Below are 13827 nucleotides of genomic sequence, written 5' to 3'. Positions count from 1 at the left end.
CAGGACGAACGGGGCAGGGCGTCAAGGGGCAATGGAAATCCAATGATTCACGTCTTCGCCTTTTACCTGTTCGCCACCTTGGTGGTGTGCAGCGGCGCGCTGACGATCCTGTCGCGCAACCCGGTTCATTCGGTGCTGTGGCTGATCATGGCGTTCTTCAGCGCGGCGGGGCTAATGGTCCTGCTGGGCGCCGAGTTCATCGCGATGCTGCTCATCATCGTCTATGTCGGCGCGGTCGCCGTGCTGTTCCTGTTCGTCGTCATGATGCTCGACATCGACTTCGCCGAGTTGCGCGCTGGTTTCGTCGATTATCTGCCGTTCGGCATGCTGATCGCGCTGTTGCTGCTGGCCGAAATTGTGCTGGGCGTCGGGATCTGGAGCGCGGGTCCGATCGAACTTGCGCAGAGAGCGGCGCCGGCTAATCCGGAACTGAGCAATATACAGGCGATCGGCGGGCTGCTTTACACACGCTATATCTTCCTGTTCGAAGCGGCGGGCATCGTCCTGCTGGTCGCTATGATCGGCGCCATCGTGCTGACGCATCGGGCGCGTGGCGGCGTGCGGGGCCAGAATATCTCCCGCCAGAACCGCCGTCGTCCCCAGGACGCCGTGCGCAACGTCAATCAGCCCGCGGGGCAGGGGGTGGAGCTGTGATCGGCCTTCAGCATTATCTGGTGGTGAGCGCGATCCTGTTCGTGATGGGCGTGCTGGGCATCTTCATCAACCGCAAGAATGTCATCATCATCCTGATGGCGATCGAGCTGATCTTGCTTAGCGTCAACATCAACCTTGTCGCCTTCAGCGCCTTCCTGGGCGATCTGGTGGGGCAGGTCTTCTCGATGTTCGTGCTGACCGTCGCGGCGGGTGAGGCGGCCATCGGCCTCGCCATCCTCGTCATCTATTTCCGTGGTCGCGGCACGATTGCCGTCGATGATGTCAACCGGATGAAGGGCTAAGCCTGACATGATCCAGCTTATCGTCCTTCTCCCGCTCATCGCGGCTGTCATCGCCGGTCTTGGCAACAAAGCGTTGGGCAAGCTGCCGGCGAAGATACTGACCACGGGCGCGCTGTTCATTTCCTGCGCGCTTAGCTGGCCGATCTTCATTGCCTTCCTGACCGGCCATGCCGAGCCTTATGTCGCTCCGGCCTTCACCTGGATTCAGTCGGGCAGCTTTGACGCCCAATGGGCGCTGCGCGTCGATGCGATGACGGCGGTCATGCTGGTGGTCATCACAAGCGTGTCGAGCCTCGTTCACCTGTATTCGTGGGGTTATATGGAGGAGGAGCCGGATCAGCCGCGCTTCTTCGCTTACCTTTCACTCTTCACCTTCGCTATGCTGATGCTCGTGACGGCGAACAATCTGCTGCAGATGTTCTTCGGTTGGGAAGGCGTGGGTCTGGCGTCCTATCTGCTGATCGGCTTCTGGTTCCGGAAGCCGAGCGCAAACGCTGCCGCGATCAAGGCGTTCGTCGTCAACCGCGTCGGCGACCTTGGCTTCATGCTCGGTATTTTCGGCACCTATCTGGTGTTCAACACCATCTCGATCCCCGAAATCCTGGCCGCCGCGCCTTCGATGGCGGGTTCGACAATCGGCTTCCTTGGCCACCGTTTCGACACGATGACCGTACTCTGCCTGCTGCTGTTCATCGGCGCGATGGGCAAGTCGGCGCAGCTTGGTCTGCACACTTGGTTGCCGGACGCGATGGAAGGCCCGACCCCGGTGTCGGCGCTGATCCATGCGGCGACGATGGTGACCGCTGGCGTGTTCATGGTGTGCCGCCTGTCGCCGATGTTCGAGACCTCGCCGACAGCATTGGGCTTCGTCACCTTCATCGGTGCCGCGACGTGCTTGTTCGCGGCGACCGTGGGCACGGTGCAGAACGATATAAAGCGCGTTATCGCCTATTCGACCTGCTCGCAGCTCGGCTACATGTTCTTTGCGGCAGGCGTCGGCGCCTATGGCGCTGCGATGTTCCACCTCTTCACCCATGCCTTCTTCAAGGCGCTGCTGTTCCTCGGCGCAGGTTCGGTGATCCATGCGATGCACCATGAACAGGACATGCGTTACTATGGCGCGTTGCGGAAGGAGATCCCGATCACCTTCTGGACGATGACGCTGGGCACGCTGGCGATCACTGGTGTTGGCCTGCCGCTCGCGGGGATCGGTTTTGCGGGCTTCTATTCCAAGGACGGCATTCTCGAAGCGGCCTATGCTTCGGGTGGAGCGGGCGTGGGCGCGTTTCTTGTGGGCGTGTTCGCGGCGCTGCTCACCAGCTTCTACAGCTGGCGGCTCGTCTTCCTGACCTTCTTCGGCAAGCCGCGCTGGGCCGCTTCGGAGCATATCCAGCACGCGATCCATGGCCATCATGAATCGCCCGAGGAAGAGACCGAGCATGATGGTCATGGGGCTCATGACGATCATGGCCATGTCGCGACCGGCACCGGCGGCTATCATCCGCATGAGAGCCCCTGGGTAATGCTAATCCCGCTGGTGGTGCTGAGCCTGGGCGCGGTATTCGCTGGCTTCATCTTCCATGACCAGTTCATCGGGGCCGAGGGCGGGGTCGAGTTTTGGAAGGGGGCTCTGTCGTTCGACAGCCACCTGATGCATGCGGCGCATGAAGTGCCGACTTGGGTCAAGTTCGCGCCGTTCATGGTGATGCTGATTGGCCTCGTCATTGCGTGGCTGAGCTACATCAAGAACACCGATTGGCCGCGACGTTTCGTCGCCGAGTTCGGCGTGCTGTACCAGTTCCTGCTCAACAAATGGTATTTCGACGAGATTTACCACTTCCTGTTCGTCAAGCCCGCCTTTGCCATCGGGCGCTTCTTCTGGAAGTTTGGGGACGTCGGCTTCATCGACCGCTTCGGGCCCAACGGCCTTGCCGCGCTAGTCGTGCAGGGCAACAAAGTCACCCGCCGGCTTCAATCCGGCTATCTCTACACATACGCGCTGGTGATGCTGATCGGCCTCGCCGCGGCCGCAACCTGGGCGATGACACGATAATGGACGGCTTCCCCATCCTTTCCCTGATGATGGCAGTGCCGATGGCGGGGGCCATCGCCTGTCTCTATGCAGGTGCCAATCAGGCGCGCTGGATCGCTCTGCTGGCGACGCTGGTGGATATGGCGCTCGGCGTGCTGCTTTGGGCGAATTTCGACCAGTCGGGCACGGCCGCACAGTGGCAGTTCCAGGAATATGCGCCGATCTTCGGCCGCTTTGCCTGGGCGCTGGGGATCGACGGCATCGCGCTGGTGCTGATCATGCTGACCGTGTTCCTGATGCCGATCTGCATCGGCGCGAGCTGGCAGGCGATCGAGAAGCGCGTCGGCGAATATATGGCGGCCTTCCTGTTCATGGAGGTGCTGATGATCGGCGTCTTCACGGCGCAGGATCTCTACCTCTTCTATGTGATGTTCGAGGCGGGCCTGATCCCGATGTACCTCATCATCGGCATCTGGGGTGGTGCGGACCGTATCTACGCTTCGTACAAATTCTTCCTGTACACGCTGCTCGGATCGGTGCTGATGCTGATCGCGATGATGTGGATGGTGCATGAAGCAGGCACCACCGACATCCCGACGCTGATGGCGTATAATTTCGATCCACATGTCCAGGTCTGGCTGTTCCTCGCCTTCTTCGCGAGCTTCGCGGTGAAGATGCCGATGTGGCCGGTCCACACTTGGCTGCCTGACGCGCACGTGCAGGCCCCGACCGCCGGTTCGGTCATTCTGGCGGGTGTGTTGCTGAAGATGGGCGGATATGGTTTCATCCGCTTCTCTTTGCCGATGTTCCCGGAAGCTTCGGCGCAACTCGCCTGGCTGATCTGGGGCCTGTCGATGGTCGCGGTGGTTTATACCAGCCTTGTCGCGCTCGTGCAGACTGACATGAAGAAGTTGATTGCCTATTCGTCGGTCGCGCATATGGCGATCGTGACAGTCGGGCTATTCGCTTTCAACCAGGCGGGCATCGAGGGCGCGATGATGGTGATGCTGGGCCATGGCCTGGTATCGGGCGCGCTCTTCCTCTGCGTTGGCATCATCTACGATCGGCTGCATACGCGTGAGATTTCACGCTATGGTGGCCTCAGCATCAACATGCCCAAATATGCGGTGCTGTTCCTGCTGTTCACCATGGCTTCGGTCGGCCTGCCGGGCACCAGCAACTTCGTCGGTGAATTTCTGGCGCTGATGGGCATTTACCAGGCGTCGAGCTGGGTAGCGCTGGTCTGCACCACGGGCATCATCCTGGGCGCGGCCTATATGCTGTATCTCTATCGCCGCATCGCCTATGGCGAGCAGAAGAATGCGGACGCTGCCGCCATGCCAGACCTGTCGATGCGGGAAATGTGGCTGCTCGCGCCGATAGCGGCGGCCGTGCTGTGGATGGGCATTTATCCTGAGAGCTTCCTGGCTCCCATGCGCTCAGACATCCGCGCGCTCGAAGCTCGCATTGCCTCCGCCGCTCCGGTGGGGGATTCCAAGATCAAGATGGGGCCTGCCATCCCGGCGGCCGAGGCGCATCACCATGAAGAAGTTCCCGCGCATGGGGAGGCGCACTGATGATTGATTCCGCTTCCCTTCTGGCCGTTCTGCCGGAACTGGTCCTGACCGCTGGCGGTCTGGTGCTGATGCTGATCGCGGCCTATGGTGGTGATGGCACGGCGCGGGTCGTGAACTGGCTTTCCGTTTTGACACTGGCTGTAGCCGGGCTGACCCTATCGACGTCGATGGCCCATGGTCCGCTCGCTTTTGATGGCCTGGTTAGGGCGGACGCCTTTTCCGTTTTTGCAAAGACGATAATTTACGCGGCCGCTGCGGCCGCAATCCTGCTCGCTCCGCGCTATTTCCTCGTGGGGGGAGCGCTGCGACCGGAATATCCGGTGCTGATCCTGTTCAGCAGCATCGGTATGGGCATGATGGTGTCGGCAGGCGATCTGCTGACGCTTTATGTCGGGCTGGAGATGCAGAGCCTCGCCGCCTATGTGCTGGCAAGCTTCATGCAGCAGGACGAGCGGTCGTCCGAAGCGGGCCTCAAATATTTCGTTTTGGGTTCGCTGGCGAGCGGTATCCTGCTTTATGGCACAGCGCTCCTTTACGGCTTTACTGGCGGCACGACCTTTGACGGCATTGCGGTCGCGCTGGGTAATGGCGTCGGCAAAGGCGAACTGTTTGGGCTGGTGTTCCTATTGGCGGGCCTTGCTTTCAAGATGAGCGCGGTGCCGTTCCACATGTGGACGCCCGATGTCTATGAAGGCGCGCCGACGCCGGTTACGACCTTCTTCGGCAGCGCGCCCAAGGTTGCGGCGATGGCGCTGACCGTGCGGGTCGCGATCGAGGCGCTGGGTCCGGCGGGACTTGATTGGCAGCAGATCGTGATTTTCGTCGCGCTCGCCTCGATCATCTTCGGCGCTGTTGCGGCGATCGGGCAAACCAACATCAAGCGCCTGATGGCTTATTCGTCGATAAACAATGTCGGCTTTGCGCTGATCGGCCTGGCTGCGGCGACGCCTGCTGGTGTGGCGGCGACGATGAGCTACATGGCGATCTATGTGGTGATGACGATTGGCGCCTTCGCCTGCATCCTGCAGATGCGGGATGCGGAAGGACGGCCGGTCGAAAGCATTGCGAGCCTCGCTGGACTGTCGCAGTCGCGTAAAGGTCTCGCTGCGGCGCTGGCGATCTTCATGTTCTCCATGGCCGGTATCCCGCCGCTGTTCGGTTTCTGGGCGAAGTTTCTGGTATTCGACGCGGCGGTTGCCGCGGGGCTAACGGCGCTTGCCGCGTTCGGCATTGCAGCTTCGGTGATCGGCGCCTTTTATTATCTGAAGATCATCAAGACGATGTATTTCGATGAGCCCGCCGCGGCCTATGAGGCGCGGGGCGGAGCAGTCGAGAATGTGATCCTGACCACCTGCGCGGTGGTGATCGTTGTCGGTTATTTGCTGAACCCGATGCTCGACAAGGCGAGCGCGGCGGCTGCGGCGTCGCTTTTCTGAGCGACATCCGCTTCGTCGAGGAGACCGGCTCCACCAATGCCGACATGCTGGTGTTAGCGGAGCAAGGCTTGGCCGAAGGTACTTGGCTGAGAGCCGGACGGCAAAGCGGCGGTCGGGGGCGCATGGGTCGCTCCTGGGAAAGTCCCGAAGGCAATCTTTATTGCTCGACGCTGGTGCGGCTGCGGCCGGGCGATCCTCCGCCACATATGCTCGCTCTGGTTGCGGCCAATGCGGTGCATGCGTTAGTCGCGCCGCTCTGTGCGGGGCAGGCGCGGATCAAATGGCCCAATGATGTCCTGGTGGATGGCGCAAAAATTGCCGGTATCCTGCTGGAGCGGGCCGGGGACGCCGTGGTCGTGGGCATCGGCATCAACGTGACGGGCCATCCGACGGGGCTAGACCGGCCGGTGACGAGTTTAGCGGCGCAATCTGTTGGCGATACGGACGCGAGCGTACTGATCGAGCGGCTTGTCGAGCTGTTCGCGCATTGGTTGGCGGTCTGGCGGGCTCAGGGGCTGGACCCGGTGCGCGCGCACTGGCTGCTAAATGCCCATCCCAAAGGCACGGCTATGCGGGTCGTCCAGCCTGATGGCGAAGTGGTCGAGGGCTCCTTTGATACGCTCGACCAGCAAGGGATGTTGATCCTGCGCTTGGCGAATGGCGACGCGCGTGCCATTCATGCGGGCGACATCCTTCTCATCTGATATCCGGGGGACCGGCCATGCTTCTCGCGATCGACGCGGGCAATACCAATGTGGTTTTCGCGCTGTTGGACGGGCGGGAAATTCGCGCGCGCTGGCGCATCGCAACCGATCCGCGGCGCACGGCCGATGAATATGCGGTGTGGCTCAATCAGTTGCTGATGCTGGAGGGCTACAACATCGCCGATGTGGACGCCGTGATCATCGCGACCGTGGTGCCCCGCGCGCTTCATAATCTACAGGTGCTTGCCGAGAAATATTTCAAGACGAGTCCGCTGGTTGCGGGCCAAGCGCCGGTAGAATGGGGCATTGAGTTGGACGTCGCGGAGCCTGCATCGGTGGGCGCGGACCGGGTTGTCAACGCGATCGGCGCGCACCATCTATATGAAGGCGACCTGATCGTCATCGATTTCGGCACGGCGACGACCTTCGATGTCATCGATTATCACGGCACCTATAAGGGCGGCATTATCGCACCCGGCATCAACCTGTCGCTCGATGCCTTGGTGGCGGCTGCGGCGAAGCTGCCCAAGATTGCGATCGCGCCGCCAGAGAACCGATCGGTTATTGGTCGCACTACCGAAGCACAGATGCATATCGGCGTGTTCTGGGGCTATGTGGCGATGATGGAAGGACTTGTCGCCCGCATGCGGGCGGAGATCGGCCGGCCTACCAAAGTGATTTCGACGGGCGGACTCGCCGTCCTGTTCGACGAGAATAGCGATATATTCGATGCGATCGCGCCCGACCTCACCATCTTGGGGTTGGCGCTGTTGCACGAGAGGAGTTTGAATAACTAATGACACCTGGAAATGAGCTGCTCTTCCTGGCCCTCGGTGGGTCGGGCGAGATCGGCATGAATGTCAATCTCTACGGCTGCCAAGGCAAATGGGTGATGGTCGATCTGGGCCTCACCTTTGCTGACCCGGCCTATCCCGGTGTCGAACTGATATTGCCGGACCTTGCCTTTATCGAGGAGCGAAAGAACGACCTGCTCGGCATCGTGCTGACCCACGGGCATGAGGATCATATCGGGGCGATCCCTTATTTGGCCGCCGATCTCGGCGTCCCGCTCTATGCGACGCCGTTTACCGCGGGGTTGATCCGGCTCAAGCTGGAGGAAGAGGGGCTGACCCAAGAGGTCGAGCTGAACGTGATCGAGAATGAGGGCAGCTTTGCGCTCGGTCCGTTCGGCTTCCGCTATGTGCCGCTAGCGCATTCGATTCCCGAGGGTAATGCCGTGCTGATCGAGACCCCTTATGGGCGGATTTTTCACACTGGCGACTGGAAGCTGGATGAACAGCCGCTGCTTGGTCAGCCATCGACGCCCGAGGAACTGTCGGCGATCGGCGATGAGGGCGTGCTGGCGCTGGTGTGTGACAGCACCAATGTCTTCAATGCCGAGGCGAGCGGGTCGGAAGGCGACGTCCGCGAAGGGCTGATGCAGGCGGTCGCAGGTGCGAAGGGGCGGGTGCTGGTCACCACCTTCGCTTCCAATGCTGCGCGGCTGCAGACGCTGGGCGAGGTTGCAAACGCCATGGGACGCAAGCTCTGCGTGGCGGGACGGTCGCTAGACCGGATCATCGCGACTGCGCGCACCGCGGGCTATCTCAAGGATTTTCCACCGACGATCGATTGGGACGACGTCATGGCGCTGCCGCATAATGAGGTGATGATCATTGCCACGGGTGGGCAGGGAGAAGCGCGTGCGGCTTTGTCGCGGATCGCCTTCGACAGCCATCCCATCAAGTTGGACGAAGGCGATATGGTCGTGTTTTCGTCCAAGCAGATCCCGGGCAATGAGATCGCGATCGGGCGCATTCAAAATGCGCTGGCGGCCAAGGGCGTGCTGATGGTGACGGACCGCCAGGCCGAAGTGCATGTCTCGGGCCATCCGGGCCGTCCGGAGTTGGAGGCCATGTATCGCTGGGTACGGCCGCAGATACTGCTCCCCGTGCATGGTGAGCGGCGGCATATGGCTGAACAGGCGCGGCTGGGCCTGGCGACGGGCGTGCCGCATGCGGTGGTCCAGTCCAATGGCGACCTGCTGCGATTGGCGCCCAATGGCCCGGAGATTATTGGCCATGAGACGACCGGCAGGCTGGTGCTGGACGGCGACGTGATCCTGCCTGCGGACGGTTCCACCATGAACGAGCGGCGCAAGGTGGCGCTGCATGGTCAGATCAGCGTGGCTGTTGCGTTGGATCGGAAGGGTAAGCTGATCGGTGACCCCGCTTTGCGCACCCAGGGAGTGCCGGTGGAAGAGGATAAGGACGCGTTCCTGGCCGAGGCGGCTGATGAAGCGGCGAAGGCTGTTCCCAAGGGCTCGCAGGACGAAGAAGCGCTGCGCGAGCGGGTGCGGCTGGCGGTGCGCCGCACGGCGACCCGTTGGACCGGCAAAAAGCCGGTGGTGGACGTTCTGCTCATTCGCGCTTAAGGCTGCGGCCCATGAATTGGTACGCGATCTTCGCCATTTATGTGCTCTTCTGGGTGATCAGCGCGTTCATCGTCTTGCCGTTCGGCATCCGCACGCCCGATGAGACGGGCGAGGTGATGCTGAAAGGGCAGGCGGACAGCGCGCCCAGCAACTTTCGTCCAGGGATGGTCGCAATACGTGCGACCATCCTGTCCGCGGTGCTGTTCGGGCTATATTATGCCAATTATGTGGAAGGCTGGGTGACGTTGGAGCGGCTGACTCATACATATTGAGTTTCGGACGAAAAGGGATCCGACGAACTCAGCCTCAGCGGCGTGAAAAATCAGGGATGAGAAGCGCGCTGGCCTGAGCCCTTTAGTGGAGCCCCACGGCCGGAATTTCGCTGTCGATCGACATCATCATGATGATGAGTTCGGAGCGCGACTTGATGCCCAGCTTCTGGAAGATGCTGTGCAGATGTACCTTGACGGTGCCTTCGGTCAGTCCGCAGCGCGCGGCAATTTCGCGGTTGCGCAGGCCCGCGCGAATAAGGCCCGCGATTTCGAGTTCGCGTTCGGTCAGGGTGGAAAGCGCGTTGCTGTCGTTCGCGGGAGCGGAGATGCTGTGGACCAGCGCCTGCTCCATAACGAAGGGCGAAATGCTTTTATTGCCGCTGAGCACCTGACCGATGCAGGTCAGCAATTCGTTGGGATCGCTATCCTTCAGCACGACGCCATCGACGCCCAGCTTGATCGCTTCCAGCGTCTGATCGGGGCGGATATGAACGGTCATGAAGATGACCGGAACCGTGCTGCCGCTGTTGCGAATGGCCGAAAGGATCGCGAGGCCGCCGCCGTCCTTCATACTGACATCGAGGATCAGCAAATCCGGTTGGTCCGCCTGCAGGCGGGAAATGGCCTCATCCACCGATCGCGCGCAGAATATGACGTCATGGCCATGCGAGCTGAGGAACTGGGCCATGCCGTCCAGGAAGATTGGGTGATCGTCAACAATTGCAATTTGGGCCATCATGTTGGGGACCTCGGTAAGGATGAAGGCAGTCTAATCGAGATTAGTGAATTCATGCTTAAGTTGTGGAAATAGGCGGTGCCGCCGATCTTTCCCAACCGCTTCATGATCGACTGCGACTGAAGCTCAAAGTCGCCGGTGTAGCTTTCCCGCTTCACGGGCTGAGCGCCCGGATTGTCCTTGAGCGCGATCAATATCTCGTCATCCGCCTGGGCGAGAGAGACGGTAATATGCTGAGCAGCCGCATGCTTGACCGCGTTGGCGGCGGCTTCCCTGATCAAAAATTCAACCTCGGCAGCGGTTTCCGGCAGCACGGTCATGGGGTGATCGATTGGGTTCAACCGACACTCTATGCCCCATTGTAAGGCTATGAAGCGGCAGCAGCGCTCGACCTCCCGGCCAAGTTCCACATTGCCCGCGATGCTTTCGGTCGTGTTGAGCAGGCGGCGCAGATGCGCCTGTTCGGAGGTGACAAGCTCTTCCATAGCGCGCAGTTCGCTAAGCTGATGCGGGGCGTCGATCGTTGCGAGGCCGTGGATCGCGGTCACGAGCCTTACGCGGAGTGCGGCGAGCGTCTGGAGGACGCTGTCGTGCAGGTCGCGGCTGAGCGCGAGGCGCGCTTCAGCAAAGGTGCGCTCACGCCAAGCAAGAAAGAAGAAATGCCGTTCGAGGAAAAGCTCCAGACCTTCCTGTATGCGCAGCGCGCGCAGCAGCACGGCAGGCGACCAGCCGTGGCGCGTGCCGACGAAGATGCGGCCCCGCAATTCGCCGGTCTGGACATGGAAGCTGACGCCCTGGCCGGGCCCCATGATGTCCAGCACAGCTTCGGTGAGGTGTGACGCCTTTTCATTGCGCAATATGCCGAGACGGCTACGCAGCAAGATGCGGCTGGTTTGGCTGGAATAGAGGAAGGGCGCCTCGCGCGGGGTAATGCCAAGCAGGCTGTCATTCTGCCGGTCGGGCAGGCTGATGGTGCGGGGGCCTTCGGCGTCTATGATCTCGCAATGAACGGCACCTTCATCCATCTGCCAGACCAAGGCGCAGTAGCGGGCGGCCATGAGATCGGAAATTTGCTCGACGACAAAGCGGGGCAGCGATTTCTGGAAAGAGAGGCCGACGGCCTGCAATCGTTCCGACCAGCTGATCAGTCGCTTTTCCAGGATCGACATGCTGAGCATCGCCGCCGCGATGGTGCAGCCGATGAGGACGGTGAGGCCATCTATTGCCCGATCAACTTCTGCGACATGGCGAGAGGATGCCCAGGACTCATAATAGCCGCGAGCCAGGAAGGCGAGAACAAGGCAAAGCGCAAGGACGATGATGGAGCCCCGACCAAAGCGGTCCGATGCCGACCAGGCCACGAAAAAGAGACAGGCCAGTGCTGCGATCTGTAAGGGTTCGCACAGCACGATCACCGTCAGGAAGATGATGATGTCGATGAAGAGCGACATTGGACGCAGCAGCAGGGCGAGCGGCGGCGTCAGCATCTGATGAGCGATGCTGATAAGGGTCCAGAACCAGATGCCGGCCTGCACCAGCGACAGGGTCCGCGCGAAATCGGGGTCGTTGCTGAACATCGCCGACGCCTGCCAGGTGGCAGCCGCAGCAAAGGCGACGCGGGATACGGCAAAACCCAGCGTCGGCGATCGACCCAGCCAAAGCACCAGGCGATCCATCGCGGTCGATGACGCCTTCGGCATATTCAACATGGTGGCATGTCCCCCGACTCCCACATAATTATCTGACCACAGTCCGGACGGAGAAACAACTTATATCGGCCGGGATAAGAAGTCGTACCTGTCCCATGGCGTGACATCGGCGGCGCGGCTAAGGAAGGGAAATGGCGGTGCTGATCACTCCTGCCCTGGTTTGCGGGGTGCGATCCCATGGCGAACATGGCGCGATCGCGCGGTTGCTGACACCGGATCAGGGGCTGCTGGCGGGCTATGTGCGGGGCGGAAGGTCGCGGGCGTCGCGACCGGTGCTGTTGCCCGGAAACAGCGTGAAGGCCGAATTTCGCGCGCGGACCGAAGAGCAGTTGGCCGGGCTGACGGTGGAGTTGGAGCATAGCCGCGCGCCGCTTTTGTCCGAGCCCCTGCCTGCGGCGGCGATCGATTGGGTCTGTGCGCTGACGGCGGCGGCACTGCCTGAGGGCACGCCGTATCCAGCGCTGTATCAGGCGCTGGATGGCGTGCTGGGGGCGGTTGATGCGGCTCCCGCAGCCCGAGGTTGGGCGGTTGCGCTGGTGCGCTATGAGCTGCTGCTGCTGGCGGAGCTGGGCTTTGGGTTGGATCTTGGCCGTTGCGCGGCGACTGGGGCTGCTGGGGATTTGGCCTATGTCAGTCCCCGCAGCGCTGCTGCGGTCAGCCGTGACGCGGCCGTGGGATATGAGAGCCGACTGCTGCCGCTGCCGCGCTTCCTGTTGGAAGGCGGAGCGGCGGAATGGAGCGAGATATTGGATGGGCTAAGGCTAACCGGCTTCTTTCTGGAGCGGTCCGTGCTGACCGAATGGAAGGCCGATGTGCTTGCCGCGCGTGAGAGGCTCGTCGATCGCCTGAAAAGAGCGGTTGCGTGAGGCGCGGCGGCTTCATAAGGGGCGGCCATCAGTTCTAAGGAGTTGCAGCCATGTTGATCGCCCTTTTTCCCGGAGATGGTATCGGTCCCGAGATCATCGCGCAGGCGCGGCGCGTGCTGGATGCGCTGGCGATCGATGGCCTGATCTATGAGGAAGGGCTGGTGGGCGGCGCGGCATACAAGGCTGTGGGCCATCCGCTGCCCCCCGAAACGCTGGAGCTGGCGAAGCGTGCGGACGCTATCCTGTTCGGCGCGGTAGGCGATCCGGACTGCGACTCGCTGGAGCGGCATCTGCGGCCTGAGCAGGCGATCCTGGGGCTGCGCAAGGCGCTGGGCCTTTTCTCCAACCTGCGCCCGGCCAAGGTGTTCCCCGAACTGGCCGATGCGTCGGCGCTGAAGAAGGAGGTGGCGAGCGCCATCGACCTGCTCATTGTGCGCGAGACCAATGGTGACGTCTATTTTGGTGAGAAGGGCATGCGCAAGACGGCCGATGGCTTGCGCGAGGGCTATGACATCATGTCCTATAATGAAGAGCAGGTGCGTAAGATCGCGCATCAGGGCTTTCAGGCGGCGCGCGCGCGGCGCGGCAAGCTGTGTTCGGTGGACAAGGCCAATGTGCTGGAGACGAGCCAGCTGTGGCGCGATGTGGTGATCGAGGTGTCGGCCGAATATCCCGATGTCGCCCTTTCCCACATGTATGTCGATAATGCCGCGATGCAGTTGGTGCGCGATCCGGGCCAGTTCGACGTGATCGTCACCGGCAACATGTTCGGGGATATTCTTTCGGATCAGGCGAGCATGTGCGTCGGATCGATCGGCATGCTGGCGTCGGCGACGCTTAACGACAGCAATCAGGGGCTTTATGAGCCGATCCATGGCTCCGCGCCTGACATTGCGGGCCAGGGCAAGGCCAATCCGCTGGCAACGGTTCTGTCGGCCGGGATGATGCTGCGCTACTCGCTGGGTCTGCCGGAACAGGCCGACCGGATTGAGGCCGCCGTCGGCAAGGCTCTTGCCAATGGCGCGCGCAGCTTTGACCTAGGCGGAAGCATGAACACGGTCGAGATGGGCGACGCCGTGCTGGCGGCGCTGGTGTAAGGAACAGG

At 61.6% G+C, this 13827-nt stretch carries 13 protein-coding genes; 11 read left to right on the top strand and 2 right to left on the bottom strand.

Annotated elements, in window-relative coordinates; translation table 11 throughout:
- The first annotated feature begins 42 nt into the window (after positions 1-42).
- From ACFO3E_RS19675 to ACFO3E_RS19635, 9 genes are read left to right on the top strand one after another with little or no spacing between them, the layout of a single operon-like run.
- Complete coding sequence (locus ACFO3E_RS19675) at positions 43-654, top strand: NADH-quinone oxidoreductase subunit J (RefSeq protein WP_066527777.1); 612 nt, start codon at positions 43-45, stop codon at positions 652-654.
- Positions 651-956, top strand: coding sequence for an NADH-quinone oxidoreductase subunit NuoK (nuoK, locus tag ACFO3E_RS19670; protein ID WP_037463269.1), 306 nt, complete (start codon positions 651-653; stop codon positions 954-956). The genes ACFO3E_RS19675 and nuoK overlap by 4 nt, the downstream gene beginning before the upstream one ends.
- A gap of 7 nt (positions 957-963) precedes the next feature.
- Positions 964-3009 carry an NADH-quinone oxidoreductase subunit L gene (nuoL, locus tag ACFO3E_RS19665; protein WP_066527779.1) on the top strand — a complete coding sequence of 682 codons (2046 nt, stop codon included), beginning with the start codon at positions 964-966 and terminating at the stop codon, positions 3007-3009.
- Positions 3009-4565 (top strand): NADH-quinone oxidoreductase subunit M, encoded by a 1557-nt coding sequence (locus ACFO3E_RS19660; protein WP_066527782.1) that lies wholly within the window; start codon positions 3009-3011, stop codon positions 4563-4565. Before nuoL ends, ACFO3E_RS19660 begins: the two co-directional genes overlap by 1 nt.
- Entirely contained in the window at positions 4565-6001 is a 1437-nt protein-coding gene (gene nuoN / locus ACFO3E_RS19655) for an NADH-quinone oxidoreductase subunit NuoN (protein ID WP_066527784.1), read from the top strand. Before ACFO3E_RS19660 ends, nuoN begins: the two co-directional genes overlap by 1 nt.
- A gap of 5 nt (positions 6002-6006) precedes the next feature.
- Entirely contained in the window at positions 6007-6705 is a 699-nt protein-coding gene (locus tag ACFO3E_RS19650; RefSeq protein ID WP_225870602.1) for a biotin--[acetyl-CoA-carboxylase] ligase, read from the top strand.
- A 17-nt stretch (positions 6706-6722) separates the two neighbouring features.
- On the top strand, positions 6723-7502 hold the full coding sequence (locus tag ACFO3E_RS19645) for a type III pantothenate kinase (protein WP_066527786.1): 780 nt from the start codon (positions 6723-6725) through the stop codon (positions 7500-7502).
- A complete protein-coding gene (locus tag ACFO3E_RS19640) occupies positions 7502-9139 on the top strand; it encodes a ribonuclease J (protein ID WP_066527788.1) in 1638 nt (545 codons plus the stop codon). Before ACFO3E_RS19645 ends, ACFO3E_RS19640 begins: the two co-directional genes overlap by 1 nt.
- Positions 9140-9150: 11 nt before the next feature.
- Positions 9151-9411, top strand: coding sequence for a DUF1467 family protein (locus tag ACFO3E_RS19635; protein ID WP_066527790.1), 261 nt, complete (start codon positions 9151-9153; stop codon positions 9409-9411).
- 82 nt (positions 9412-9493) lie between these two features.
- Here the strand turns inward: ACFO3E_RS19635 and ACFO3E_RS19630 are convergent, their stop codons facing one another.
- Together ACFO3E_RS19630 and ACFO3E_RS19625 are read right to left on the bottom strand one after the other, a co-directional pair.
- The gene (locus ACFO3E_RS19630; protein WP_380807197.1) at positions 9494-10147 is read right to left on the bottom strand and encodes a response regulator; all 654 of its coding nucleotides are present in this window, start codon (positions 10145-10147) and stop codon (positions 9494-9496) included.
- Entirely contained in the window at positions 10147-11856 is a 1710-nt protein-coding gene (locus ACFO3E_RS19625) for a histidine kinase (protein ID WP_066527794.1), read from the bottom strand. Before ACFO3E_RS19625 ends, ACFO3E_RS19630 begins: the two co-directional genes overlap by 1 nt.
- Positions 11857-11987: 131 nt before the next feature.
- Between ACFO3E_RS19625 and recO the strand changes: the two genes are divergently transcribed.
- Together recO and leuB are read left to right on the top strand one after the other, a co-directional pair.
- Positions 11988-12722, top strand: coding sequence for a DNA repair protein RecO (gene recO, locus ACFO3E_RS19620; protein ID WP_066527797.1), 735 nt, complete (start codon positions 11988-11990; stop codon positions 12720-12722).
- A 50-nt stretch (positions 12723-12772) separates the two neighbouring features.
- Entirely contained in the window at positions 12773-13819 is a 1047-nt protein-coding gene (gene leuB, locus ACFO3E_RS19615; protein WP_066527803.1) for a 3-isopropylmalate dehydrogenase, read from the top strand.
- Positions 13820-13827 lie beyond the last annotated feature (8 nt).

Source organism: Sphingobium tyrosinilyticum (assembly GCF_042654265.1).
Lineage (GTDB): Bacteria > Pseudomonadota > Alphaproteobacteria > Sphingomonadales > Sphingomonadaceae > Sphingobium > Sphingobium tyrosinilyticum.
The sequence above is the reverse complement of the archived record's forward strand: the minus strand, read 5'-3'. Positions and strand labels throughout refer to the sequence as shown.

Bases quoted from the DNA above. Each gene is read 5' to 3' on its own strand.
- ACFO3E_RS19675 (WP_066527777.1), top strand. From the start codon at position 43: ATGATTCACGTCTTCGCCTTTTACCTGTTCGCCACCTTGGTGGTGTGC.
- nuoL (WP_066527779.1), top strand. From the start codon at position 964: ATGATCCAGCTTATCGTCCTTCTCCCGCTCATCGCGGCTGTCATCGCC.
- ACFO3E_RS19660 (WP_066527782.1), top strand. From the start codon at position 3,009: ATGGACGGCTTCCCCATCCTTTCCCTGATGATGGCAGTGCCGATGGCG.
- nuoN (WP_066527784.1), top strand. From the start codon at position 4,565: ATGATTGATTCCGCTTCCCTTCTGGCCGTTCTGCCGGAACTGGTCCTG.
- ACFO3E_RS19645 (WP_066527786.1), top strand. From the start codon at position 6,723: ATGCTTCTCGCGATCGACGCGGGCAATACCAATGTGGTTTTCGCGCTG.
- ACFO3E_RS19640 (WP_066527788.1), top strand. From the start codon at position 7,502: ATGACACCTGGAAATGAGCTGCTCTTCCTGGCCCTCGGTGGGTCGGGC.
- ACFO3E_RS19635 (WP_066527790.1), top strand. From the start codon at position 9,151: ATGAATTGGTACGCGATCTTCGCCATTTATGTGCTCTTCTGGGTGATC.
- ACFO3E_RS19630 (WP_380807197.1), bottom strand. From the start codon at position 10,147: ATGGCCCAAATTGCAATTGTTGACGATCACCCAATCTTCCTGGACGGC.
- ACFO3E_RS19625 (WP_066527794.1), bottom strand. From the start codon at position 11,856: ATGTTGAATATGCCGAAGGCGTCATCGACCGCGATGGATCGCCTGGTG.
- recO (WP_066527797.1), top strand. From the start codon at position 11,988: ATGGCGGTGCTGATCACTCCTGCCCTGGTTTGCGGGGTGCGATCCCAT.
- leuB (WP_066527803.1), top strand. From the start codon at position 12,773: ATGTTGATCGCCCTTTTTCCCGGAGATGGTATCGGTCCCGAGATCATC.